Genomic DNA, 25,368 nt, shown 5'->3' on the forward strand with positions numbered 1-25,368 from the left:
GGTTCAGGTGATATCGGCCTTGGCCGGCTCATCCAGGCCCATGGCATGCAGGCGGGCATAATGGCCATTGGCCGCGAGCAACTCGGCATGGGTGCCGCGCTCGACCAGACGGCCCTGATCCATTACCAGGATCTGGTCGGCCTTCTCGATGGTCGACAGGCGGTGGGCGATCACCAGCGTGGTACGGCCTTGCATCACATGGTCCAAGGCAGCCTGGATATGCCGCTCGGACTCGGTGTCCAGCGCCGAGGTGGCTTCGTCGAGGATCAACAGCGGTGCGTTTTTCAGCAATGCCCGGGCGATGGCCAGGCGCTGGCGCTGGCCGCCGGAGAGCAGTACGCCATTCTCGCCCACTTCGGTATCGAAGCCTTTCGGCAAGCGGTCGACGAACTCCTTGGCATAGGCATCGGCCGCAGCAGCTTCGATGTCGGCGCGCGGTGCCCCGGCCAAGTCGCCGTAGGCGATGTTGTTGGCCACGGTATCGTTGAACAGGGTGACGTGCTGGGTCACCTGCGAAACGTGGCGCCGCAGGTTGCGCAGGCGGTAGTTCTCGATCTCCACGCCATCGAGCAGGATCTGCCCCTGGTCGTGATGATAGAAGCGCGGGATCAACGCCGCCAGGGTCGACTTGCCGCTGCCCGAGCGGCCGACCAGGGCGATCATCTGCCCAGGCTCGGCGACGAAGCTGATGTCGCTGAGCACTTCGCGCTCGGTGCCGGGGTAGGTGAAGCTCAGGTTGCGCACTTCCAGGCGCCCTTCCACCCGCTCCTTCTCGACGGTACCGGTGTCCACTTCAGGCGTTTCGTCCAGTTGCTCGAAGATGCTCTCGGCACCGGCCAGGCCCTTCTGGATGGTCGAACTGACCTCGGAAAGCTGTCGAATCGGCTTGGGCAGCAGGCCGGCGGCGGTGATATAGGCCACCAGGTCACCGGCAGTGGACTCACCGCGCAGGAACAGCACCAGGAACATCAGCGCAGCCATGGCCGAGTAGATCACCAGTTGCAGCATCGGCGTGTACAGCGAGCCGGTCTTGGTCATGCGCAGCTGCTTGTCGGTGTTGCTCTGGCTGGCCTTGGCGAAACGCTGCTCCTCGTAGGCTTCGCCGCCAAAGCTGCGGACCACGCGATAGCCCTGGATGGTTTCCGAGGCAACATGGGTCACGTCGCCCATGGCCACCTGGATCTTCTTGCTCTGCTTGCGGAATTTCTTGCTGGCGACGCTGACCATTACCGCGATCACCGGCAGGATGGCAACCATCACCAAGGTCAGGTGCCAGTTCATCCACAGCAGGTAGGCGAACAGGAACACCACCGTCAGGCCTTCACGGATCACCACCTTGATCGCATCGGTGGCCGCACCGGTGACCATGGTCACGTTGAAGGTGATGCGCGAGATCAAGTGCCCGGAGTTGTGGTTGTCGAAGTAGCGGTTGGGCAGTACCAGCAACTTGTTGAACAACTCCACGCGCAGGTCGTGCACCAGGCACAAGGACACCTTGGCCAGGAAGTAGTTGCCGAGGAACGAACCCAGGCCCTGCCACGCGGCGATCAGGATGATCAGCAGCGGCACCGCCTGCAACAGTTGCAGGTCGCGCAGGTAGGGGACGTTGGGGAACAACACCGCTTCGGGGTTGCTCAGCCCATCGACGAAATACTTGAGGATGCCGGCCAGCATGGGCTGGGTCGAGGCAAAGATCACGAAACCAATGATGCTCAGCAGGAAAATGCCGACATAGGGTTTCACATAGCTCAACAGCCGGAAGTAGATCTTCAGGCTGGAGGTGTGTTCCGCCGGTCGCGGTGTTTCGGCCATTATCGAGCTCGCTGTTCAGGTTGAACCGGAAATTTTACCACAGGCATCATTTTCGGCACGCCCCCATGGCAGCAACATGACCAGGCCCACCGGCAGCCAGCTGATGAACCATTCGGCACGCGGCGTACCGGTGAGGCTGGCGGCATCGAATTGCATGGCCAGCGTCGAGTACACCCAGAAACCGAGCAGGACCTTGCCGAACAGGGTGCCACGTGCCCGCACGATTTCACCCAGCGTGTACAGCCATACCATGACCCACAGCAGCATGCCGGGCAGGCCCAGCTCAACAGCGACATGGGTGAACATATTGTGTGTATGGTCGAAGTGCTTGCCCACGGCGGTTACCTCGTAGGCTGCACCCAGGCCGAGGCCGGTCCAGGGATGCGCGGCAATCATGTCGATCGCGGAATGGAAGATTTCCGGCCGGTAGGAGGAGCCGCGCTCGGCAATCAGGTCATAGATGAAATAGAAGGCCAGGCCGGTGGCGATAGCCGCCAGGATGGAAAATATTCGACTATTACGGTCACGGAACCACAGCGGGGCCAAGATCACCGTGAGTACCAGAGCCAGGACCGCCCCACGGCTCTGGCTAAGCATGACAAAAAAGCCCAGGCAAGCCAGTGCCAGGAGCCACAATAGCTGCAAGCCGCGCTGCTGCGGCGGCTGATAAAGCAGGAATAACACCGCCGAACCGATGACGTAGGCGCCCAGGATCGGGTGCGATATTTCGCCGATGCCTTGCAGGCGAGCCAGCAAAGGGTAGCCCTGCATGCCGTAGAAACGAATTACCGAAACCAGCGCGGCAACGGCCAGCAACGCGCTACCGACCAACAACAACTGGCGAATGCGTGCCTGGCCAAGCTGCGCGAGCAACGGAAACGCCAACAGGAAGACCAGAATGTAGAGCAGGCGCTTGGCCTCACGTCCCGGCTCTTCGCCCACCGACCATGCCAGGCTCAGCGCGCTCCACGCCAACAGCAACAGCACATTCCCCCATAAAGCGGGCTGAAGCTTCCAGGCCTGCACCAATACCTGCCTGGCAGACCATGCCAGGACCAGCGTCGGCAACCACAGGAACAACACCAGGCCTTGCTGATAGACCTTGTTGCTCGGCGCCAGGGCAATCGCTGCCAGGAACCAGACCAGACCAAAGCCCAACCAGGCCTTCGCCCAGCTTTTCTGATACAACATCCTTTCCCCCGATGAATCAAATACACCATCCAATGGTGCAACAACATTATTTTCGGCATTATTGCCGGTCATTTCGTTCGCCCGATGACAAGGCTCTTTTCATGCAATGCTCCCGGCTCAACCAGGTCGACTTCGATCAGCTGACACTAGGCGCCCAGGTGCTAGAGGCGGATAGCCATGGCGCCAAAGTCTACCTGCTCGCGGATGGTAATTTCCTCAAGGTTTTTCGCAGGAAGCGACTGATTTCATCTGCACTGCTGCGTCCATACTCGCAACGCTTCGTCGACAACGCCGCGCGCCTGGCGCAAATGGGTATTCCCACCTTGCAGGTGATCAGCCAGCACAAGCTCGACCTGCCTGGCCGTACCGCCGTGCTGTATCGGCCGCTGCCAGGACGCACCTTGTTGCAGATGTCGCGTGATGAAGGGTTCAGTTGGGACGCTTATCTGCCGCAGCTGATCGAACTGGTTCACCAACTGCACCGCAGCGGGGTGTACTTCCGCTCGTTGCACCTGGGCAATGTAGTGGTCACGCCCGACCAGCAGTTGGGGCTGATCGACGTGGCTGACATGCGCTTCCTGCGTCCGCCGCTGTCAGGGCGCATGATTCGGCGCAACGTCCAGCACATGGTGCGCTATATCGAACGAGAGAATCTCGGTGACCGCTTCCCCCTAGCTGCCTTCGAGGCAGCCCTGCTGGTGCGCTGAGGGTTAACTGCGCAGCAGGCTCTGCGATCCGTTGCGGAACGCCTGCCAGGCCTGCTCCGGAGCCAACGCCTTACGCTGCCGGGCAGCTACCGCCGAGGCATTGAGCGCAGTACAACGCTCGATTGCCTCTGCCCAGGCGTCTTCATTGGCAATGGGCAAATAACCGCCGGTATCCTGCAACTGTTCGCGGAACACCTGCAGGTCGCTGCATATCACCGGCACGTCGGCCATGACAGCCTCCTGCACCACCAGCCCCAGGCCTTCGGAACGTGAAGGCACCAAAAGCCAATCGAATGCCCGGTACAACTGCTGCAGGTCGTCGCGGTGCCCGCTGAGATGAACACGCCCGGCCAGACCCAGTGCGTCGATACGGGCCTGCAACAGGGCATGTTGGGGACCTTCGCCGATGATTGCCAATTGCAGGTCCGACCGGCCCACACTGGCCTTGGCGAACGCCTCGATCAACATCTCGAAGCCTTTGCTCTCAACCAGCCGCCCCACCGCGCCCAGCGTCACCCCGGTTGCCTGTGGCAACTGCAAGGCCTGCCTGGCAGCCTCCCGGCTCAAAAGCAGCTCGGCGAAAGCCAGCGGATCAAGGGCCATGCGCAAAGTCTGCACCGGCCTGCCAAGCTCATGCTCGAGCGATGTGGCAAGCGTCTGCGAAACGGCAGCGATGCTCAGCCGCTCTGTCGGAAAACTGCGCAGTAAGCGCAAATCGCTGGCGCTCAGGCGCGTCTTGCCATGAAACAGCACCTTGGCACGCAGGTGCGTAACCTGATGCAACAACGGCAGCACCAGCCGTGCCACTCCGACACCGTCGAGCAGCACGACTTCCGCCTGGGCCTCGTACAATGCCCTGCGCAAGCGCATGCGCAACCATGGGCGCAACAGGCGCCAGAGATGGCGCCCCTTCAATGCCCGCGACGGCATGTGCCACTCCCGGGTAGAACCGAGTCCACAGCAGAGGCCGCTACCCAGCAGCAGCCAGTTACTGATCCGGGCATCGACGCCTGCATGCGCCAGCACCTGCCGATGTACCTTGTGGATGGACAGGTACGGCGTTCCACCCGCCCACATCATATTGACGATGTTCATGGGCCCTCTCCCGCTCACGTCAGGTGGGACAGCGACTTCATTGAACAAGAATGGTGATTCCCATGCCGATCACGGCACCCGCCACCAGCGTCAATGCCAACTTTATGCGATCACGTTTACGGCGTTTGGTCTTGCGCTCCACTTCAATGGGCAAGGTCACATGATTACCAAATCCAGTGTGCAATACTGCGTCACCCTCCAAGGTGACCGCTGTCAGATTTAGTTCAGCGTAACGTCGAGAAAGTGCCTTTTCTCCAGCATAGGCGGCAAATGGTGCGCAGCGCTGGTAATCGCTCAAACGACGCAGCCCGGGGTTAAGCGAAAACGCCTGCCACTCGGCCTTATCGGAGAGCAACGGGTAACAAGGCACACCGGCGATCACTTGGCGATCACCAAGGTGAATGTATGGGCTATGGATGGCCAGATCATGAGCATGGCTGCGCAACCAGACCTGTAACAGCTCAGGGCTGACATCCAGAATGGCCTGGGAATCTTCGACGAAACCCTGGCGATAGAAATGCCAGTCGTCCTCACAATGGAAGATATAGGGCGTCTTGACATGGCTGTAGGCCAGGTCGATAGACGGCAACTGGCCGCGTTTGGGCCGGTTCACGAACACCTTGCAGTGCGGTTTCCAGTGCTCCGGCACAGCGGCATGCACGGCATCGTCACCGGAGTCTTCGGTGATGAATACCTCACGAATCGGCGCAGTGTTGCAGCGGTCGAAACTCTCAAGGGTATCTTTGAGCAGATCGAACCGCCCACAACTGGTCACGACGAGCGTGACGTCACTCTCATTTGAAAAGCGCACCGGACTCCCTCCGCCTTGCGACTATCAACTTTCAACACCCGCTCCGTAGGTGCGAAAGCTCTTATGTTAGATGCCCAGCTTCAGGCGCAACCGCTGCCATGCAGACAACGGCGGGTGAGGCCTGAGCGCCGGACGCATATGGTCGACGATGCTACGTCCAACTGCGGCGAAACTAAAACGGGAAACCGCCAGATGGCGGCCATTTTCAGCAATCCGCCGGGCCAGTTCAGGTTCCGCGCGCAAGCGGCGGAGCTTTTCCTGCAAGGTCGGAATGCTGTCATAGAACACCACGTTGTGCATGTCCTGCAGGCCCAGCGCGCGGTTCTCTTGCTCGCCCTGGTCATATGCCAGCAACACACAGCCACAGGCCATGGCTTCGAAGTTCTTGATCATGTATTCGCCCATGCCGACGTCGGCACTGACGAAGAAGCGGATGCGGTTGAGCGTGTTGCAGTAGTCCTCACCCGACTTGGTGCGGGTCACCACCAGGTTCTCGACCCGGCCCAGCTCGTCCAGCAACGCCTTGCGGCCGCTGTAGGCCACGCTGTTGGTGCTGCCGACAAAGGCCAGTTCGATGTCACGCTCACGCCCCTGGTCACTCAGCAACTGCTCGTCGTAGCCCTTGGGCACGAACACGGCATCGAAACCTTCCTGGCGCAGGCGCTCGCTGACCATGTAGCCAGAGCTGATCACTCGCGCCCATGGCAGCTTACGGTAGTGCGCACTGAACTTGCCGGTGTATTTGCACGGGATGTAGTTCTGGTAGGCGTCATGCTCGAGGATGACCAGGTTCGGCACCGTGCGGATGAACGCCGCCTGGCGAATCTCCTGCTTGAAACGCAGGAAGAACACGATGCGGTCATAGCGCTCGACCTGCACTTCCCGCTTGAAATAGCGGCGCAGGTTGCGCTGGTCTTCGCTGGTCAGCCAGCGCAGGTCGCATTCGCAGTTGGCCGCGACGCCATCGTACAGGCGGTCAAGAATCGCCCGCTGTTCCTTCTGCACCAGAAATAGGACTTTCATTGCTTTCCTTGGGCGCTCTGCGCCATCGCGGTCAACCATGGGGAAGCTACAGCTCACGCCGCCAGAACAGTTCATGTCGGCGCACGGCCTTGCGGAAGAATTCGTTCTCCCCATAAGGCGATGGCCGCCGCCCGGCCAGCCAGCGTTGCAACAAGCGGCGCACACGGCGCTTGAACGGCGCTGGCGGCTGCAGGTCGTGCATCATGCCCAAGGCCATGGCCTTGTCACGCTGGGTCGGCAGGTCCAGCACCAGGCTGCAGGGTGCCCAGGCCTGATCAGTGCGCAACTGCGGTGGCAAGGCAACGCCATCGCCACTGTTGCCCATCGGCCAGCGGTCGTTGTCATGCAGGTGGTTGGCGTAGCAAAGCACGGTTTGCGGCTGCCAGGCCAGGCCTTGCAAGGCCTCCAGCACTGCCGCCTGGGCGCAGATGTGGTCAGGGTGCGGGTCGAGCTGCGGGTGTGGCATCACCAGCACCTGCGGCCTGGCCATTTCCAGCACGGCCCGCAGGTCGGCCAGCAGGTTTTGCCAGGTCGGTGCACCATCAGCGTCGGCCGGCAGCGGGAACGGGTTGAACTGGCGGAATACACGGACATCGGCGAGCTCGGCCTCACGAGAGGCAACCGGCTGGTCTGGCGCGGCCTGCATGGCAGGCAGTTGCAGGCAGAAATAGCCCAGTTGCACGCAACGCGACTGCGGCACACCGGCCCAGCGTGGCACGGCGATACTGTCCCAGGCCCGCAGACGGCCCTTCAATCGCGCAGCCTCGGCCTTGGCCAGGCCCATCTGCTGGTAGTGCTCAGCCTCGATTTCACCGGCGGTCAGTGTCACCACCCAAGCTTCGTCGGCCTGGCTGTAGAGACCGTAAGCGGCCAGCTCGGCATCATCGGCATGCGGCGCGATCACCATGACCCGACGCCGTTGCAGTTCGACCGGCGGGGTTATCCACAGGCGCGGCTGGCCTTGCAACCGGCAATGACGGCCACGCAGGCGCAACGAACCGGCTTGCAGGGGCGCGGCCAGGCCGCTCAGGTTGAGAAAGCGCAGGCCATCGACACCGCGCTCGAAAGTTTGCCGGTCGTCCTGCCCGGTAGCCAGCAGTTCGACCCACGGGTCGAAGAAGCGCCCCAGCCAGGTGCTTTTCACGTGCAATTCGAGGACCAAGGTTTCGTTGCCCTGCAGCGCGCAATCGGCCTTGAGCAGGCCAGCGTCCAGGCTGGCGGCAACCGCCCGGGCCTGATCGCCGAAGTCGTAGGCGTAATCCTCGCCAGGCGCATAGAACAGATGGTCGGCAAACCAGGCTTCATGACCCGCCCACAACAGCGGCAACAGCAGCAGCGGTAGCCACCACCAGGTGAACGCGCCCAGCGCAACCAGCGCGACCAGGCCCACCAGCAAGCCCAGGCGCTTGTTGCGCCGATGGCGCTTGAGCAACTGCTGCTTGCGGCTCACGCCTGATACACCGGCACTGGGTTGCACCAGCGGTCCTTGTATTCGCGATCGGCACGGCCGAACGAGAACCGCAGCGGCTTGTTGCGCGCACGGGCGTCCTCCCAGGCGGCCTGGGTATTGAGGAAGCTCAGTACGCTGCCAGGGCTGAAGGCCTTGGTTTCCGGGTCGACGCCACCATTGATGTACTCCACGCTGAGCCACTCCGGCGCTTCGACACGGTATACCAGCTGGATCGCAATCGGCTTGCCGTCCAGCAGCAGCACCGAGCCGATCAGCAGCTCGTGCAGGCGTTCCAGTACGTCAGCCATGCGCTCGGCACCGGTGGCCGGGAAGCCCCAGCGGCGCTGGAACAGCTCGCAGTACATGCTGGCAATTTCCTGCGCGGTGAAGTCGCTGATCGGGCGCACCACGCCGCCCGCCTCCTCCAGCAGGCGCAGCTCGCGGCGCTGGTTGTAGCGGAACTTCTTCGACAGGTCTTCCGGGGCGCGAGCCATGGCCAGCTGTTCCTTCTGCACCTTCAGGCCACTGAAACGACCCTGGTTCAGTTCGGACAGGTAGCGCGCCGCATGGCGCAACGGCGCCGCGGCATCGGCCGCCGCCGGCAGGATGATCTCGGCATTGCCCAGGTCGAACAGGGCTTTCTTGCCGGCACGCTTGAGCACCTCCTTGGATAGCGCCAGGTGGCGCCCCCAGGTCGGGATGGCAGCCCTCAGCTCGCCGGCCTGGTACCAGCCGAGATAACGCACCGGGATCTGCGCCAGGTCGGCCAACTGTTCGACGACCCGCGGATGGGTGGCGACACTGCCGCCAAAGCGCGCCCATGCCTCGGCGTAGGCCGTGGCGTCGATGGCTTGCCAACCGCGCTCGCGGAAAGCCTGGATACGGTTGAGCATCAGGCCTTCCCTACCAGTGAGCGGACCTGTGGCAGTTGCCAGAAGGCCTCGCGCACCGCCTGGTCGGAGAAACGCTCACGCAGGCGCTGCAGCATGTGTTCGGCACAGGCCTGGCGCTGCGCCACATCGAGCACGGCCAGGTGCTTGAGGCCTTGGGCCAGCTGCCCGGCATCGCCGAGCGGGAACAGCACGCCAACCCCTTCGACCACTTCGCGCGCACCGCCACAGGCCGTGGCCAGCACTGGAACACCGGCAACCATGGCCTCGAGCAGGACCATGCCGAACGGCTCATGGTCGGAACTGAGGGCGAACACGTCGAACGCCTGGAAATAACGGCGCGCGTCCGGCACCTGGCCAAGGAAATCGACCTGCCCGGCAATGCCCAGCTCGGCGGCCAGCGCCTTGAGCCTGGCCTCCAGGCGGCCCTTGCCGAGGATCGCCAGGCGTGCGCCAGTCGGCAGCCCCGGCAGCGCTTCGGCAAAGCCACGCAACAGGGTGGCCTGGTCCTTGTCCGGGTGCAGGCGCCCGACATTGCCGACAATCCACGCCTGCGCATCCAGGCCCAGGGCCTGGCGAGCCTCGGCGCGCGGCGCCAGGGCCGCTTGCAGGGCGTCGATATCGATGCGGTTGTACAAGGTCTGGATACGCTCTGCCGGCCACTGCGGCAGACAGCGGCGCATGTCATCACGCACGGCGTCCGACACCCCGAGCAGGCTCAAGCGCTTGCTGAACAGGTTGGCGAACAGCCGGCGGCCCTTGCGCTGATAGTCGCCGAAGGCATGGTGCACGCCAATCACCGGCAGGCTGGTACCGAGCAGCGCCACATAGATCGGCTTGAAACGATGGGCAATGCAGAAGGCGAAGTTGCGCTCGGCCGCTATCCGCCGCAACGCGCGGATAGCGCCGAGCTTCAGGCCACGCACGGCCTTGGAGCTGAACTCGAGGAACAGTACCTCGTCCGACGCACAGCCAGCCGCCACTTGCGGGTCGGCAGTACCGGTGAGGAACACCGTGGTCACCTGGTAGCCATGCCCCTGGAACAGGCTGGCGTATTGACGGGCACAGTCCAGGAACGGCCCGTCATAGCCATGGCAGAACTGCAGGATGCGCGGTTCAGAGCGGCTGGTCATACGCGGCCGCACCGTCCTTCACAACCAGGATGTCTTCCATGATCAGGTACTGCAGGTCCGAGCCGAAGAACATGTTCAAGGCGTCGGTCGGCGAGCAGATCATCGGTTCACCACGGCGGTTCAGCGAGGTGTTGAGCGACACGCCGTTGCCAGTGAGGTCTTCCAACGCCTTCATCATGTCATAGTAGCGCGGGTTGTATTCGCGCTTGAGCACCTGGGCCCGCGACGTGCCATCCTCGTGAACGACTTCCGGTACGCGGGTCTTCCACTCTTCAGCCACTTCGAAGGTGAAGGTCATGAACGGTGCCGGGTGGTCGACCTTGATCATCTGCGGGGCGACGGTGTCGAGCATCGACGGGCAGAAAGGTCTCCAGCGCTCGCGGAACTTGATCTGCTCGTTGATGCGGTCGGCCACGCCCGGCACGCTCGGGCAACCGATGATCGAACGGCCACCCAGGGCACGCGGACCGAACTCCATACGGCCCTGGAACCAGGCTACCGGGTTGCCATCGACCATGATCCGGGCGATGCGCTGCGGCATGTCGTCGAGCTTGCGCCACTTCGGCGCGTTCGGGTGGCGGGCACAGGCGGCGATCACGTCTTCGTTGGAGTACGACGGGCCGAGGTAGACGTGTTCCATCTTCTCGACCGGCACGCCACGGGCGTGGGAAACGTAGGCGGCAGCGCCCACGGCAGTACCGGCGTCACCAGAGGCCGGCTGCACGAACAGTTCCTTCACATCGGAACGGGCGATGATCTTCTGGTTGAGCTTGACGTTCAGCGCGCAGCCGCCAGCGAAGGCCAGCTTGCCGGTTTCCCGCAGGGTGTCGCCCAGGTAATGGTCGATCATCTGCAGGGCGATTTTCTCGAACAGCGCCTGCATGCTGGCCGCGTAATGGATGTAGGGCTCGTCGGCGATGTCGCCTTCGCGCTTGGGGCCCAGCCATTCGATCAGCTTCGGCGAGAAGTAGAAGCCCTTGCCCTTCTCTTTATAGCGGCGCAGGCCGATCACGTTGGCGTACTCGGTGTTGATCACCAGTTCGCCGTTTTCGAAGCTGGCCAGGCGCGAGAAGTCGTACTTGCTGGCATCGCCATACGGCGCCATGCCCATGACCTTGAACTCGCCGTCGAGCATCTCGAAGCCGAGGAACTCGGTGATTGCCCCGTACAGGCCACCCAGCGAATCCGGATCGAAGAATTCCTTGATCTTGTGGATCTTGCCATTTTCGCCGTAGCCAAAGAAGGTGGTGGCGTACTCGCCTTTACCGTCGATGCCGAGGATCGCGGTCTTTTCCTTGAAGCCCGAGCAGTGGTAGGCGCTGGAGGCGTGGGCCAGGTGGTGCTCGACCGGCTCGATCTTGACCTTTTTCGGGTCGAAGCCCAGCTGCTCCAGGCACCAGACGATCTTCTTGCGGTAGCGCTTGTAGCGGCGGTTGCCCATCAGGATGGCGTCGAGGGCCCGGTCCGGGGCGTACCAGTAACGCTTGGCGTAGTGCCAGCGTGCCTTGCCGAACAGGCTGATCGGGGCAAACGGGATGGCTACCACGTCGACATCGGATGGCTTGATGCCGGCCTGCTCCAGGCAGAACTTCGCCGACTCGTAGGGCATGCGGTTCTTCGCATGCTTGTCACGCACGAAGCGCTCTTCTTCGGCGGCGGCAACCAGCTTGCCGTCAATGTACAGGGCCGCGGAAGGGTCATGGCTAAGGGCGCCGGACAGGCCAAGAATCGTCAATGCCAAGGGATCAGCCTCTTCATTCGGTAGAAATGCGCCAGCGGCCCATTGGGCGGGTGGCGGCTAAAGGGCGGGATTATAACGCAAACATCACGAACTGCGCGGTCGTTGTAGGAGCGGCCTTGTGTCGCGAATGGGCCGTAAAGCGGCCCCAAGTTTTTCAGCTTCGCAGCAAAAACTGCCAGGGCCGCGTTGCGGCCCATCGCGACACGAGGCCGCGCCTACAGGGATCGCGGTGCAGCCTACTCGGCGATCAGCCAGTCCATGCGGAAGCTGCCGGCGGTCTGCGCCAGCTCCTTGGCCAGCCAGGGCAGCAGCTCTTTCAGCTCGTCCTCCAGCCCCCACGGCGGGTTGGCGATGGCCAGGCCGGAACCATTGAGGCCCTGCGGGCTGTCCTGATGGTGCACGTACAGTTCGACCCGCAGCAGTTTCGGTGCGCCGGTGCTGGTCAGGTCCTGGTAGAAACGGATCAGCGAGCGCTGGTCCTTGATCGGATACCAAATGGCCGCGACCGTCTGGCGCATGCGGCTGATCGCTTCTTTCATCGCCGTGGTGCAGCGCTTCAATTCATCAGCCTGTTCGAACGGCGGGTCGACCAGCATGATCGCGCGCTTTTCCTGCACCGGCAGCAGGGCGCGCGGCACATGCCAACCTTCGCCCAGGTGCACGACCACGCGCGGGTCCTTCTTCATGTTGTCCTTGAGCAGCGGCCCGTCCTCAGGGTGCTTCTCGTTGAGCAGGGCGCGGTCCTGCTGGCGCATCAGGCGGCGGGCCAGCTCGGGCGAACCAGGGTAATAGCGCAGCTCGCCATCAGCATTCAGGCGCTTGATGATGCGCAGGTAGTCAGCAGCCATGGCCGGCAGGTCATCGCGATTCCACAGGCGGGCCACCCCTTCCAGGTATTCACCGGTGCGGGTTGCCTGGTCACCTTGCAGGTCGTACAAGCCGAGCCCTGCGTGGGTATCGATGTAGGCGAACGGCTGCTCCTTGCGCGACATCAGGGCGATGAGGCGGGTCAGCACGATGTGCTTGAGGACGTCGGCGTGGTTGCCGGCGTGGAAGGCGTGACGATAATTCATGGCAACTCCTGCGGGGGTGGCAAGTTTACCTTGCCTTGCAGGCGGAGTCAGGCCTGACTGTCGATCGGCGGGGGCTGCTTCGCGGGCTTGCCCGCTCCCACACGGCCTGCACAGATCTCAAATGCTGTGGAGTTCCTGTGGGAGCGGGCAGGCCCGCGAAGCAGGCGCCGCCGATTCAACCGGTATTACTTGTCAGCGTGATACGCCGCATCAGCCGTTTCGAAGCGCTGTACCATCGCTTTCGAAGGGCTGCCCAGCTTGCTCACCAAGACGATGGCGATACTGGCGAACAGGAAGCCCGGGATGATCTCGTACAGCCCGAGGGTGTCGAAGTGCTTCCACAGGATCACGGTCAGCGCACCGACCACGATACCGGCCAGCGCGCCGTTACGGGTCATGCCTTTCCACAGCACCGAAATCAGCACCACCGGGCCGAATGCGGCACCGAAACCGGCCCAGGCGTAGGCCACCAGGCCCAGCACGCGGTTTTCCGGGTTGGCGGCCATGGCGATGGCGATCAGGGCCACGGCCAGCACCATCAGGCGACCGACCCACACCAGCTCGACCTGCGAAGCGTTCTTGCGCAGGAAGGCCTTGTAGAAGTCCTCGGTCAGGGCGCTGGAGCACACCAGCAGCTGGCAGCTCAGGGTACTCATGACGGCGGCCAGGATGGCCGAAAGCAGCACACCGGCGACCCACGGGTTGAACAGGATCTTGGCCAACTCGATGAACACACGCTCGTGGTTCTCGGTGACCGGGCCAGCCAGATCAGGGTGAGCCGAGAAGTAGGCGATGCCGAAGAAGCCCACGGCACAGGTACCGGCCAGGCACAGGATCATCCAGGTCATGGAGATGCGACGAGCTTTGGCGATCGACTTCACCGAATCGGCGGCCATGAAGCGCGCCAGGATGTGCGGCTGGCCGAAGTAGCCCAGCCCCCAACCCATCAGCGAAATGATGCCGATGAAGGTCGCGCCCTTGAACATGTCGAAGTGAGCCGGGTTCACCGCCTCGATAGCGGCGAAGGTCTGATCGAAGCCGCCGGTGGAAATCAGCACGATAACCGGGGTGAGGATCAGCGCGAAGATCATCAGCGATGCCTGCACGGTATCGGTCCAGCTCACCGCCAGGAAGCCACCAATGAAGGTGTAGGCAATGGTCGCCGCCGCACCGGCCCACAGGGCGGTTTCGTAGGACATGCCAAAGGTGCTTTCGAACAGGCGGGCACCGGCAACGATGCCGGAAGCGCAATAGATGGTGAAGAACACCAGGATCACGATGGCCGAAATGATCCGCAGCAGGCCGCTGTGGTCTTCGAAACGGCTGGAGAAGTAGTCCGGCAGGGTCAGTGCATCGCCGTTGTGCTCGGTCTGCACGCGCAGGCGGCCAGCGACGAACAGCCAGTTCAGGTAGGCGCCGACGGTCAGGCCGATGGCAATCCAGGCTTCGGACAAACCGGCGAAGTAGATGGCGCCTGGCAGGCCCATCAGCAGCCAGCCGCTCATGTCGGAAGCACCGGCGGAGAGCGCGGTAACCACGCTGCCCAGGCTGCGACCGCCAAGGATGTAGTCGGAAAGGTTCTTGGTGGAGCGATAGGCCGCGAAGCCGATCAGCACCATTGCCGCGATGTAGATCACGAACGTGATCGTTAGTGGGTTGCCCATATGTGTGCCCTGGCGTTTGTTTTTATCTCATGCACAACCGCAGCCATGGCGGTTGCACCCAGGCGGCGAATGCTATGCAACAACGCGAAGCGGGTGCAACCATTTTTCACCTGCAAGTTGCACCTGCCAGCGCATTTTCCGATAAAGCCCGTTTTTTGCTCCTTTTTGGAGCAATGAGGGCGTTTTTCAGAATAAAACGCACCGAAAACACGCCTTTTCAGCGGGCACGGCCGAGCAGCTGACGAGTTGCACCTTTTTCATCGAAAATTAGGGTTGCACCTGGTTGCACCCGAATTGTCCTACAGCTACTCTTGGCGCCAGCTTAGGCCACAGCCGTGGCAATAACGAGGATAAGAAATGGCGACGACCACCCTTGGGGTCAAACTCGATGACCCGACCCGTGAGCGACTCAAGGCAGCTGCGCAGTCCATCGACCGCACGCCGCACTGGTTGATCAAGCAAGCGATCTTCAACTACCTGGAGAAGCTCGAGGGTGGTGCCACCCTGACCGAACTCAACGGTCACGCCAGCAACCTGGCCGACGACGCCGGCGAAATCCAGCCCGACCACAGCCACCAGTGCTTCCTCGAGTTCGCCGAGAGCATCCTGCCGCAGTCGGTGCTGCGCTCGGCGATTACCGCCGCCTACCGCCGCCCCGAACAGGAAGTGGTGCCGATGCTGCTGGAGCAGGCTCGCCTGAGCGCCCCGCTGGCCGAGGCGACCAACAAGATGGCCGCCGGCCTTGCGGAAAAACTGCGTAACCAGAAGAGCGCCGGTGGCCGTGCCGGTATCGTCCAGGGCCTGCTGCAGGAGTTCTCGCTGTCGTCCCAGGAAGGCGTGGCACTGATGTGCCTGGCCGAAGCCCTGCTGCGCATCCCCGACAAGGGCACCCGTGACGCGCTGATCCGCGACAAGATCAGCACCGGCAACTGGCAGCCACACCTGGGCAACAGCCCGTCGTTGTTTGTCAACGCCGCCACCTGGGGGCTGCTGCTGACCGGCAAGCTGGTCTCCACCCACAACGAATCCGGCCTCACTGCCTCGCTCACCCGTATTATCGGCAAGAGCGGCGAGCCGATGATCCGCAAGGGCGTCGACATGGCCATGCGCCTGATGGGCGAGCAGTTCGTCACTGGCGAAACCATCGCCGAAGCCCTGGCCAACGCCAGCCGCTTCGAGTCCAAGGGCTTCCGCTATTCCTACGACATGCTCGGCGAAGCCGCACTGACCGAGCATGACGCGCAGAAGTACCTGGCGTCCTACGAGCAGGCCATCCACTCGATCGGCAAGGCCTCCCATGGCCGTGGCATCTATGAAGGCCCGGGCATCTCGATCAAGCTGTCGGCCCTGCACCCGCGCTACAGCCGCGCCCAGTACGAGCGCGTGATGGAAGAGCTGTACCCGCGCCTGCTGTCGCTGACCCTGCTGGCCAAGCAGTACGACATCGGCCTGAACATCGACGCCGAGGAAGCCGACCGCCTGGAGCTGTCGCTCGACCTGCTCGAGCGCCTGTGCTTCGAACCTTCGCTGGCCGGCTGGAACGGTATCGGCTTCGTCATCCAGGCCTACCAGAAGCGCTGCCCTTACGTGATCGACTATGTCATCGACCTGGCCAAGCGCAGCCGCCACCGCCTGATGATTCGCCTGGTAAAAGGCGCCTACTGGGACAGCGAGATCAAGCGCGCCCAGGTCGAAGGCCTGGAAGGCTACCCGGTCTACACCCGCAAGGTGTACACCGACGTGTCCTACGTGGCCTGCGCCCGCAAGCTGCTGGCCGTGCCTGAAGCCATCTACCCGCAGTTCGCCACCCACAACGCCCACACCCTGTCGGCCATCTATCACATTGCCGGGCAGAACTACTACCCGGGCCAGTACGAGTTCCAGTGCCTGCACGGCATGGGCGAGCCGCTGTACGAGCAGGTGGTCGGCAAGATTTCCGAAGGCAAGCTGAACCGCCCGTGCCGTGTCTATGCACCGGTCGGCACCCACGAAACGCTGCTGGCCTACCTGGTGCGTCGCCTGCTGGAAAACGGCGCCAACACTTCGTTCGTCAACCGCATCGCCGACCATTCGATCTCCATCCAGGAGCTGGTCGCCGACCCGGTCGCCAGCATCGAGCGCATGGGCACCCAGGAAGGCAGCATCGGCCTGCCGCACCCGCGCATCCCGCTGCCGCGTGAGCTATATGGCAGCGAGCGGGCCAACTCGGCCGGCATCGACATGGCCAACGAACACCGCCTGGCGTCGCTGTCCTGCGCCATGCTGGCCACTGCCCACAACGACTGGAAAGCCGCCCCGCTGCTGGCCTGCGCCGCCAGCGAGAGCGCTGCCGTCGCCGTGCTGAACCCGGCGGACCACCGCGACGTGGTCGGCCATGTGCAGGAAGCCACTGTCGCCGACGTCGACAACGCCATCCAGTGCGCATTGAATGCCGCACCGATCTGGCAGGCCACCCCGCCAGCCGAACGTGCTGCCATCCTGGAACGCACCGCCGACCTGATGGAAGCCGAGATTCAGCCGCTGATGGGCCTGCTCATCCGCGAAGCCGGCAAGACCTTCGCCAACGCCATTGCCGAAGTGCGTGAAGCGGTAGACTTCCTGCGCTACTACGCGGTGCAGGCACGCAACGACTTCAGCAACGACGCCCACCGCCCACTGGGCCCGGTGGTGTGCATCAGCCCGTGGAACTTCCCGCTGGCGATCTTCACCGGCCAGGTGGCCGCGGCCCTGGCCGCCGGTAACCCGGTGCTGGCCAAGCCGGCCGAGCAGACCCCGCTGATCGCCGCCCAGGCCGTGCGCCTGCTGCTGGAAGCCGGCATTCCGGAAGGCGTGCTGCAACTGCTGCCAGGCCGCGGCGAAACCGTCGGTGCCGGCCTGGTCGGTGACGAGCGCGTCAAGGGCGTGATGTTCACCGGTTCCACCGAAGTCGCCCGCCTGCTGCAGCGCAACGTCGCCGGCCGCCTGGACAACCAGGGCCGACCAATCCCGCTGATCGCCGAAACCGGTGGCCAGAACGCGATGATCGTCGACTCCTCGGCGCTGACCGAGCAGGTGGTGATCGACGTGGTGTCCTCGGCCTTCGACAGTGCCGGCCAGCGTTGCTCGGCACTGCGCGTGCTGTGCCTGCAGGAAGACTCCGCCGACCGCGTGATCGAAATGCTCAAGGGCGCCATGGCCGAAAGCCGCCTGGGTAGCCCGGACCGCCTGGCCGTGGACATCGGCCCGGTGATCGACGCCGAAGCCAAGGCCGGCATCGAGAAGCACATCCAGGGCATGCGCGAGAAAGGCCGCCCGGTCTACCAGGTGGCGATTGCCGATGCTGCCGAGATCAAGCGCGGTACCTTCGTCATGCCGACCCTGATCGAACTGGAAAGCTTCGACGAACTGAAGCGTGAGATTTTCGGCCCGGTGCTGCACGTGGTGCGCTACAACCGCCGCAATCTGGACCAGCTGATCGAGCAGATCAACAACTCCGGTTACGGCCTGACCCTCGGCGTGCACACCCGCATCGACGAGACCATCGCCAAGGTGGTGGAAACCGCCAAAGCCGGCAACATGTACGTCAACCGCAACATTGTCGGTGCCGTAGTTGGCGTGCAGCCGTTCGGTGGTGAAGGCCTGTCCGGCACCGGCCCGAAAGCCGGCGGCCCGCTGTACCTGTACCGCCTGCTCTCGACCCGCCCGGCGGACGCGATCGGCCGCCACTTCCAGCAGCAGGACGGCGAAGGCAAGCCGGACCGCAGCCTGCACGAGCAGCTGATCAGGCCGTTGCACGGTCTGAAAGCCTGGGCCGAGAGCAACCAGCATGCCGACCTGAGCGCGCTGTGCAGCCAGTTTGCCAGCCAGTCGCAGAGCGGCATCGCCCGCCTGCTGCCAGGCCCGACCGGCGAGCGCAACAGCTATACCATCCTGCCGCGTGAGCACGTGCTGTGCCTGGCTGACAACGAAGCCGACCTGCTGGCGCAGTTCGCCGCAGTGCTGGCTGTAGGTAGCTCGGCGGTGTGGGTAGACGGCGAACCTGGCAAGGCCCTGCGCGCTCGCCTGCCGAAAGAGCTGCAGGCCAAGGTCAAGCTGGTGGCGGACTGGAGCAAGGACGAAGTGGCGTTCGACGCCGTGATCCACCATGGCGACTCGGACCAGCTGCGCGGCGTGTGCCAGCAGGTGGCCAAGCGTGCCGGGGCGATCGTCGGTGTACACGGGCTGTCCAGCGGGGATCATCAGATTGCGCTGGAACGCCTGGTGATCGAGCGGGCGGTAAGTGTGAACACTGCGGCGGCGGGTGGTAACGCCAGCCTGATGACCATTGGCTGATGGCTGAGGGTTGTTGAAGAAAAAAGGAGAGCCTCGGCTCTCCTTTTTTATACGCGCATGTCTTGAGATCTTTTGCGCCCATGAGATCGAGCGCCGCGCGGGCGGCGCTCGATCTCAAAAGCGCCAAAAGACTGAAGGCGAGAGCCTGAATGCCCAACCCATTTCTAAACCGACATCACCCAAACCTATTAACCTCCCCCACCCCACCCTATCCGCCTAGACTCGCAGCATTCCGCCTCAGGACCGCGACCATGCCCGAGACCCTGCTCAGCCCCCGCAACCTGGCCTTCGAGCTCTACGAAGTGCTCGACGCCGAAGCCCTGACCCAGCGCCCGCGCTTTGCCGAGCACAGCCGCGAAACCTTCGATGCGGCGCTCACCACCGCCCGCACCATCGCCGAAAGGTTCTTCGCCCCGCACAACCGCAAAGCCGATGAAAACGAGCCGCGCTATGTGGACGGCCGCGCCGAACTGATCCCGGAAGTGAAACCCGCCATCGACGCCTTCCTCGAAGCCGGCTTTCTCAACGCCAACCGCGACTTCGAGGTCGGCGGCATGCAGTTGCCCAGCCTGGTCTCACAGGCCTGCTTCGCCCACTTCCAGGCCGCCAACGCAGGCACCACGGCCTACCCGTTCCTGACCATGGGCGCAGCCAACCTGATCGAAAGCTTCGGCAGTGAAGAACAGAAGCGCCTGTTCCTGCAGCCAATGATCGAGGGCCGTTACTTCGGCACCATGGCCCTGACCGAACCTCATGCCGGCTCTTCGCTTGCCGATATCCGCACCCGTGCCGAGCCTGCCGGTGACGGCAGCTACCGGCTCAAGGGCAACAAGATCTTCATTTCCGGCGGCGACCACGAACTGTCGGAAAACATCGTGCACATGGTGCTGGCCAAGTTGCCGGACGCCCCGCCCGGGGTGAAAGGCATCTCGCTGTTCATCGTGCCGAAGTACCTGGTCAACCCGGACGGCAGGCGCGGCCCACGCAACGACGTGCTGCTGGCCGGGCTGTTCCACAAGATGGGCTGGCGTGGCACCACCTCCACCGCGCTGAACTTCGGCGACAACGGCCAGTGCGTCGGCTACCTGGTCGGCCAGCCGCACCAGGGCCTGGCCTGCATGTTCCAGATGATGAACGAAGCACGCATCGGCGTTGGCATGGGCGCAGTGATGCTCGGCTACGCAGGTTACCTGTACTCGCTGGAATATGCCCGCCAGCGGCCGCAGGGCCGGCTACCGGACAACAAGGACCCGCACAGCCCGGCGGTGCCGATTGTCGAGCACACGGATGTGAAACGCATGCTGCTGGCACAAAAGGCCTATGTAGAGGGCTCCTTCGACCTGGGCCTGTACGCCGCACGCCTGTTCGACGACAGCCATACCGCCGCCGATGAAAGCGCCCGTAGACAAGCGCAAGAGCTGCTCGACCTGCTGACCCCGATCGTCAAGTCCTGGCCTTCGACGTTTTGCCTCAAGGCCAACGAACTGGCGATCCAGATTCTTGGCGGCCACGGCTACACCCGGGAATACCCGGTGGAGCAGTACTATCGCGACAACCGCCTGAACCCCATCCACGAAGGCACCGAGGGCATCCAGTCGCTTGACCTGCTGGGCCGCAAGCTGGCACAGCACAACGGTGCTGGGCTCAAGCAACTGATCCGCCTGATCGCCGCCACCGGCGAGCGCGCCAGCCATCACCCCAACCTCGACCCACTGCGCCAGCCACTTGAGCAACTGGTCAACCGCCTGCAAGCGGTAACCCTGACCCTGCTCGGCGACCTGGCCCAGGGCAAGGTCACCAATGCGTTGGCCAACTCGGCGCTATACCTCAAGGCCTTCGGCCATTGCGTGATCGGTTGGCGCTGGCTGGAGCAGGCGATCCACGCCGAACTCGGGTTGATGAAAGACAACCCCACCGACCGCGACTTCTACCTCGGCAAGCTACAGGCCGCACGTTATTTCCTGACCTGGGAAGTGCCAGGCTGCCATAATGAGCTGGCATTGCTCGAGGCGCGCGACGATACCTGCCTCGCCATGCAAGACGGGTGGTTCTAGGGGGAGCCACCGTGTACACGGAGGCTTCCGAATGTTCGATTCCAGCGCCCTGCTGCGCCAGCGCTTTGCCGCGCTGCGCAGTACGGCCGACTTGTTTTCCCTGCGTCATGTGAAACAGTCGCACCAGGCCCTGTCGGTACGCCGCAATGTCGCAGAGCCACCGCTGTTCAGCCAGGACGAAGGCGCCATGCTCACCGTGCGGATCAACGGCGTGGAAGCCTATGCCGCTACCGCCGACCTGTCCCAGGCCGGCCTGCAACGCGCGCTGGAGCAAGCCGAGGCACTGGCCCGGCAGATCGCCCGGCACAGCCTGCTGGACCTGCGCGGGCAGGCAGTGACCAGTGCCCATCATGACCACGTTTCGCCCAACTTCGACCAGCCTGTGCCCTCCCTTGCCGACTGCCTTGGCCTGCTCGCGGCAGAATCGGCCAGCGTGCCCAAGGACAGTCGCCTGGTGGACTGGCAAGCCAGCCTGGGCATGAGCCTGGTCGAGCAGACCTACCTGAATTCGGCCGGCGCGCAACTGCGCCATGCTCAACGCTTCCTGTTCCCCGGCGTCGGGGTCACCGCCAGCGACGGCCAGGACAGTCAGAGCCGCAGCCTGGGCCGTGACAACTTCGGCCAGCAGGGCGGCTTCGAGGTCATCGAGCGCTGCGGCCTGGTGGGTGCCGCCCGCCGGGTGGCAGACGAGGCGCTGCAACTGCTGCTGGCGCCGAACACCCCCAGCGGCCCGCGCGACCTGCTGTTGATGCCGGACCAGATGATGCTGCAGATCCACGAATCGATCGGCCACCCGCTGGAGATGGACCGCATCCTCGGCGACGAGCGCAACTACGCCGGCACCAGCTTCGTCAAAAACAGCGATTTCGGCCACCTGCAATACGGCTCCAGCCTGCTGAACGTGACCTTCGACCCAACCATCGGCGAAGAGCTGGCCAGCTACAGCTTCGATGACGACGGGACCCCGGCCAGCAAGCAGTTCCTGATCCGCGACGGCCTGTTGCTGCGCCCGTTGGGCGGTGCGCTGTCGCAGTTCCGCTCCGGCCTCGACGGCGTGGCCAACAGCCGCGCCTGCGGCTGGAACCGTGCGCCGATCGACCGCATGGCCAACCTCAACATCGAGCCGGGGGACAAGTCGCTGAGCCAGCTGATCGAAGGTATCGAGCACGGCATCCTGATGCGCACCAACCGCTCTTGGTCCATCGACGACGCCCGCAACAAATTCCAGTTCGGCTGCGAATGGGGTCAGCTGATCGAAGAGGGCCAACTCAGGGGCATCGTCAAGAACCCCAACTACCGCGGCATTTCCGCGCATTTCTGGCGTAACCTGGCGGCGGTCGGTGATCGCAGCACCTTCCAGGTGCTGGGTACACCCAATTGCGGCAAGGGCGAACCCAACCAGGTGGTACGGGTTGGTCACGCCTCGCCAGCCTGCGTGTTCCGCCAGATCGATGTATTCGGAGGAGACGCCTCGTGAAGAACGCTTTCGAAACCTTGGTCGCGGCGCTGAACAAAGCCTTGCAGACGGGCGAGCAGTTCACCCTCGGCTACAGTGCCGAGCAGTCGCAGTTCGTACGCTTCAATCACGCCAAGGTGCGCCAGGCCGGCGAAGTGAGCCAGGCCAGTGCGCAACTGCGCCTGATCCGCGAGGGCCGTCAGGCGGAGCAACAGGTGACCTTGAGTGGTGACCCGCTACTCGACAGCCAGCGCCTGGACACTGCCCTTGAACAACTGCGCCAGACCTTGCCGCTGTTGGCCGTCGACCCATACCTGCGCCTGGACCAAAGCGCCTGGCACAGCCACAGCCAGCAGCAACAGCCGCTGCCCGAACTGCATGAAGTACTGGCCCTGCTCGAGCGCGAAGCCGGCGACCTGGACTTGGTCGGCATCTATGCCGCCGGCCCCATCTGCCGGGGCTTCGCCAGCTCGTTCGGGGCCTTTGGCTGGCACCAGGCCAACAGCTTCAACTTTGACTGGAGCCTGTTCCACGAAAACGCCGAGGCGGTGAAGGCCAACTACGCAGGGCAGCTGTGGCGTGCTGACGACTTCACCACGCGCCTGCGCCAGGCACGAGAACAACTGGGCTTCCTCGGCCGCCCGGCAGTTACCCTGGAGCCTGGCAGCTACCGCGCCTACCTGGCCCCGGCGGCGATGGACGAGATCGCTGGCATGTTGTGCTGGGGCGGCTTTTCTGCGCAGGCCCTGGCCACCGGCAGCAGCGCCCTGCAGCGCCTATACAACGGCGATGCGCGGCTGAGCCCGCTGGTGAGTTTCAGCGAGCAGGTCAGCGGCTCACTGAGCCCGGCGTTCTCCGATGAAGGCTCGCCGCGCCTGGACGTGCCGTTGATCCAGCAAGGCGAGGCACGGCAACGTCTGGTCAGCGCACGCAGCTCGGCCGAATTCGAGCTGCTGGCCAATGGCGCCGACAGCTACGAATCGCCATGCGCGCTCAGCCTTGCACCAGGTGGCTTGCCCAACGAACAGGTGCTTGAGCGGCTCGGCACCGGGCTGTACATCAGCAACCTGTGGTACCTGAACTACTCGGACCTGCCGGCAGCGCGGATGACCGGGCTGACCCGCTTCGCCACTTTCTGGGTGGAGAACGGGCAGATCCAGGGGCCAGTAGGCACCATGCGCTTCGATGACAGCCTGTACAGTCTGCTCGGTAGCCAACTGGAGGACCTGACCCGCGAGCGCGAGATGATCCTGTCGACCAGCACCTATGGGCAGCGCAGTACCGGGTCGAGTCATTTGCCGGGGGCGCTGGTCAAAGGCCTGACGCTGACATTGTGACTGGACTTGCCGGCCCTTTCGCGGCTAAAGCCGCTCCCACAGGATCTCCACCGCCCTTGAGTGTGGTTATACCCCTGTGGGAGCGGCTTCAGCCGCGAAGAGGCCGGCACTGACAAACGAGGAAGTCATGCCCGAACGCACCCCGCTGGACCCCGTTACCGCCCGCTGGATCCCCTGGGTGGTGGCCATCGCCTTCTTCATGCAGTCCCTGGACGGCACCATCCTCAATACCGCATTGCCGGCCATGGCCCGCTCGCTGGCCGAAGACCCGCTGCGCATGCAAGGCGTGATCGTCGCCTACATGCTCACCGTGGCCCTGCTGATCCCCGCCTCGGGCTGGATCGCCGACCGCTTCGGTACCAAGCGCATCTTCTTCAGCGCCATCCTGCTGTTCAGCTTCGGCTCGCTGCTGTGCGCAGCGGCCAACAGCCTCGGCTTCCTGATCTTCGCCCGTGTCGTGCAAGGCCTGGGCGGTGCGCTGATGCTGCCGGTCGGGCGCCTGGTGGTATTGCGCGCCTACCCACGCACCGAGCTGGTGCGCATCATGAGCTTCATCACCATTCCCGGCCTGCTCGGCCCGCTGCTGGGCCCGACGGTCGGCGGCTGGCTGGTGGAAATTCTCAGCTGGCACTGGATCTTCCTGCTCAACCTGCCCGTTGGCCTGGTCGGCTGCTATGCCGTGTGGAAGTTCATCCCCGACCTGCGCGGCGCCGAACGCACCACCTTCGACGGCCCGGGGTTCCTGCTGTTTGGCGCGGCGATGGTGCTGATCACCATCGCCATGGAGGGCCTGGGTGAACTGCACCTGCCACACCTGCGGGTGATGTTGCTGCTGTTCGCCGGCATGGCCTGCCTGGCGGCCTACTGGCTGCGCGCCGGGCGCGACCCGGAGCCCCTGTTCTCGCCCAGCCTGTTCCGCGTGCGCACCTTTGCCATCGGCATCCTCGGCAACCTGTTCGCCCGCCTGGGCAGTGGCGCCCTGCCGTTCCTGGTGCCGTTGCTGCTGCAGGTGGCGCTGGGCTACTCGCCGGCCCAGGCCGGCATGAGCATGATTCCGCTGGCTGCGGCGGCCATGCTCGCCAAGTCCATCGCCAGGCCGCTGATCGAACGCTTTGGCTACCGCATCATTCTTACCGGCAACACCTTGCTGCTGGGCGTGCTGCTGGCCAGCCTCGGCCTGGTCGATGAGCAAACCCCTTATGCCGTGTTGCTGCTGCAGCTCGGCCTGCTGGGAGCCGTGAACTCCATGCAGTTCACGGCGATGAACACGGTGACCCTGATCGACCTTGACGACGCCAGCGCCAGCAGCGGCAACAGCCTGCTGTCGGTGGTGGCGCAGCTGGCCTTGAGCCTGGGCGTGGCCTGCGCCGGCGCATTGCTTGGCGGTTTTACCGCTGCCGGCAGCGCCGAGGGTGTGGAAACCACCCTGGGAGCATTCCAGCTGACCTTCGTGACCATTGGCGTGATGGCCATGCTCGCGGCGGCGATCTTCCTGCAGCTGGCGCCGACGGACGGAAGGCGTGCCCGTCGTCCGGAACAACACATGGAGTCGTAGGGCGAATGGCCACGAGGCTGGTAGACTATGCGGCATTTTTCGCTTCGCAACGCAGGCCCGCCTCG

At 63.7% G+C, this 25,368-nt stretch carries 17 protein-coding genes; 6 read left to right on the forward strand and 11 right to left on the reverse strand.

The genetic code is table 11. From position 1 onward, the window contains the following. Positions 1 to 3 precede the first annotated feature (3 nt). Both msbA and JKP78_RS06895 read right to left on the reverse strand, forming a co-directional pair. Positions 4 to 1,812 (reverse strand): lipid A export permease/ATP-binding protein MsbA, encoded by a 1,809-nt coding sequence (gene msbA, locus JKP78_RS06890; protein ID WP_200626336.1) that lies wholly within the window; start codon positions 1,810 to 1,812, stop codon positions 4 to 6. A 15-nt stretch (positions 1,813 to 1,827) separates the two neighbouring features. Further along, positions 1,828 to 3,003: an O-antigen ligase family protein gene (locus JKP78_RS06895; protein ID WP_200626338.1), complete on the reverse strand. Its 1,176-nt coding sequence runs from the start codon at positions 3,001 to 3,003 to the stop codon at positions 1,828 to 1,830. Between the two features lie 101 nt (positions 3,004 to 3,104). On the opposite strand from JKP78_RS06895, the gene JKP78_RS06900 reads away from it, so the two are divergent. After that, a complete protein-coding gene (locus JKP78_RS06900; RefSeq protein WP_200626340.1) occupies positions 3,105 to 3,710 on the forward strand; it encodes a toluene tolerance protein in 606 nt (201 codons plus the stop codon). A 3-nt stretch (positions 3,711 to 3,713) separates the two neighbouring features. Here the strand turns inward: JKP78_RS06900 and JKP78_RS06905 are convergent, their stop codons facing one another. The 9 genes from JKP78_RS06905 to putP form a co-directional block, all read right to left on the reverse strand. After that, positions 3,714 to 4,805 (reverse strand): glycosyltransferase, encoded by a 1,092-nt coding sequence (locus tag JKP78_RS06905; protein WP_200626342.1) that lies wholly within the window; start codon positions 4,803 to 4,805, stop codon positions 3,714 to 3,716. A gap of 37 nt (positions 4,806 to 4,842) precedes the next feature. Then, entirely contained in the window at positions 4,843 to 5,616 is a 774-nt protein-coding gene (locus JKP78_RS06910; protein WP_200626344.1) for a glycosyltransferase family 2 protein, read from the reverse strand. A gap of 66 nt (positions 5,617 to 5,682) precedes the next feature. Beyond that, the gene (locus JKP78_RS06915) at positions 5,683 to 6,639 is read right to left on the reverse strand and encodes a glycosyltransferase family protein (protein ID WP_200626347.1); all 957 of its coding nucleotides are present in this window, start codon (positions 6,637 to 6,639) and stop codon (positions 5,683 to 5,685) included. A 46-nt stretch (positions 6,640 to 6,685) separates the two neighbouring features. Then, entirely contained in the window at positions 6,686 to 8,089 is a 1,404-nt protein-coding gene (locus JKP78_RS06920) for a PIG-L deacetylase family protein (protein ID WP_186684401.1), read from the reverse strand. Next, the gene (locus JKP78_RS06925; RefSeq protein ID WP_170033086.1) at positions 8,086 to 8,982 is read right to left on the reverse strand and encodes an antimicrobial resistance protein Mig-14; all 897 of its coding nucleotides are present in this window, start codon (positions 8,980 to 8,982) and stop codon (positions 8,086 to 8,088) included. Before JKP78_RS06925 ends, JKP78_RS06920 begins: the two co-directional genes overlap by 4 nt. Beyond that, the gene (locus JKP78_RS06930; RefSeq protein ID WP_200626349.1) at positions 8,982 to 10,112 is read right to left on the reverse strand and encodes a glycosyltransferase; all 1,131 of its coding nucleotides are present in this window, start codon (positions 10,110 to 10,112) and stop codon (positions 8,982 to 8,984) included. Before JKP78_RS06930 ends, JKP78_RS06925 begins: the two co-directional genes overlap by 1 nt. Beyond that, entirely contained in the window at positions 10,096 to 11,853 is a 1,758-nt protein-coding gene (locus JKP78_RS06935; protein ID WP_186684395.1) for a carbamoyltransferase family protein, read from the reverse strand. Before JKP78_RS06935 ends, JKP78_RS06930 begins: the two co-directional genes overlap by 17 nt. Positions 11,854 to 12,089: 236 nt before the next feature. After that, positions 12,090 to 12,926, reverse strand: coding sequence for a 23S rRNA (adenine(2030)-N(6))-methyltransferase RlmJ (locus JKP78_RS06940; RefSeq protein WP_200626351.1), 837 nt, complete (start codon positions 12,924 to 12,926; stop codon positions 12,090 to 12,092). A 185-nt stretch (positions 12,927 to 13,111) separates the two neighbouring features. Further along, the gene (gene putP, locus JKP78_RS06945; protein WP_186684391.1) at positions 13,112 to 14,590 is read right to left on the reverse strand and encodes a sodium/proline symporter PutP; all 1,479 of its coding nucleotides are present in this window, start codon (positions 14,588 to 14,590) and stop codon (positions 13,112 to 13,114) included. Positions 14,591 to 14,947: 357 nt separating this feature from the next. On the opposite strand from putP, the gene putA reads away from it, so the two are divergent. The 5 genes from putA to mdtD all read left to right on the forward strand — a co-directional run bounded on the left by putA (position 14,948) and on the right by mdtD (position 25,303). After that, positions 14,948 to 18,901, forward strand: coding sequence for a trifunctional transcriptional regulator/proline dehydrogenase/L-glutamate gamma-semialdehyde dehydrogenase (putA, locus tag JKP78_RS06950; protein WP_186684389.1), 3,954 nt, complete (start codon positions 14,948 to 14,950; stop codon positions 18,899 to 18,901). Between the two features lie 251 nt (positions 18,902 to 19,152). Then, positions 19,153 to 20,955 carry an acyl-CoA dehydrogenase gene (locus JKP78_RS06955; protein WP_200626353.1) on the forward strand — a complete coding sequence of 601 codons (1,803 nt, stop codon included), beginning with the start codon at positions 19,153 to 19,155 and terminating at the stop codon, positions 20,953 to 20,955. Between the two features lie 31 nt (positions 20,956 to 20,986). Beyond that, on the forward strand, positions 20,987 to 22,432 hold the full coding sequence (locus tag JKP78_RS06960) for a TldD/PmbA family protein (RefSeq protein ID WP_200626355.1): 1,446 nt from the start codon (positions 20,987 to 20,989) through the stop codon (positions 22,430 to 22,432). After that, the gene (locus JKP78_RS06965) at positions 22,429 to 23,748 is read left to right on the forward strand and encodes a TldD/PmbA family protein (protein ID WP_200626357.1); all 1,320 of its coding nucleotides are present in this window, start codon (positions 22,429 to 22,431) and stop codon (positions 23,746 to 23,748) included. The genes JKP78_RS06960 and JKP78_RS06965 overlap by 4 nt, the downstream gene beginning before the upstream one ends. A gap of 127 nt (positions 23,749 to 23,875) precedes the next feature. Further along, complete coding sequence (gene mdtD, locus JKP78_RS06970; RefSeq protein WP_170033108.1) at positions 23,876 to 25,303, forward strand: multidrug transporter subunit MdtD; 1,428 nt, start codon at positions 23,876 to 23,878, stop codon at positions 25,301 to 25,303. Positions 25,304 to 25,368 lie beyond the last annotated feature (65 nt).

The organism is Pseudomonas sp. LAM2023, from assembly GCF_016620375.1.
Taxonomy (GTDB): Bacteria; Pseudomonadota; Gammaproteobacteria; order Pseudomonadales; family Pseudomonadaceae; genus Aquipseudomonas; species Aquipseudomonas anuradhapurensis.

Bases quoted from the DNA above. Each gene is read 5' to 3' on its own strand.
- JKP78_RS06940 (WP_200626351.1), bottom strand. From the start codon at position 12,926: ATGAATTATCGTCACGCCTTCCACGCCGGCAACCACGCCGACGTCCTC.
- JKP78_RS06900 (WP_200626340.1), top strand. From the start codon at position 3,105: ATGCAATGCTCCCGGCTCAACCAGGTCGACTTCGATCAGCTGACACTA.
- msbA (WP_200626336.1), bottom strand. From the start codon at position 1,812: ATGGCCGAAACACCGCGACCGGCGGAACACACCTCCAGCCTGAAGATC.
- JKP78_RS06915 (WP_200626347.1), bottom strand. From the start codon at position 6,639: ATGAAAGTCCTATTTCTGGTGCAGAAGGAACAGCGGGCGATTCTTGAC.
- putA (WP_186684389.1), top strand. From the start codon at position 14,948: ATGGCGACGACCACCCTTGGGGTCAAACTCGATGACCCGACCCGTGAG.
- mdtD (WP_170033108.1), top strand. From the start codon at position 23,876: ATGCCCGAACGCACCCCGCTGGACCCCGTTACCGCCCGCTGGATCCCC.
- JKP78_RS06895 (WP_200626338.1), bottom strand. From the start codon at position 3,003: ATGTTGTATCAGAAAAGCTGGGCGAAGGCCTGGTTGGGCTTTGGTCTG.
- JKP78_RS06925 (WP_170033086.1), bottom strand. From the start codon at position 8,982: ATGCTCAACCGTATCCAGGCTTTCCGCGAGCGCGGTTGGCAAGCCATC.
- JKP78_RS06930 (WP_200626349.1), bottom strand. From the start codon at position 10,112: ATGACCAGCCGCTCTGAACCGCGCATCCTGCAGTTCTGCCATGGCTAT.
- putP (WP_186684391.1), bottom strand. From the start codon at position 14,590: ATGGGCAACCCACTAACGATCACGTTCGTGATCTACATCGCGGCAATG.
- JKP78_RS06955 (WP_200626353.1), top strand. From the start codon at position 19,153: ATGCCCGAGACCCTGCTCAGCCCCCGCAACCTGGCCTTCGAGCTCTAC.
- JKP78_RS06905 (WP_200626342.1), bottom strand. From the start codon at position 4,805: ATGAACATCGTCAATATGATGTGGGCGGGTGGAACGCCGTACCTGTCC.
- JKP78_RS06960 (WP_200626355.1), top strand. From the start codon at position 20,987: ATGTTCGATTCCAGCGCCCTGCTGCGCCAGCGCTTTGCCGCGCTGCGC.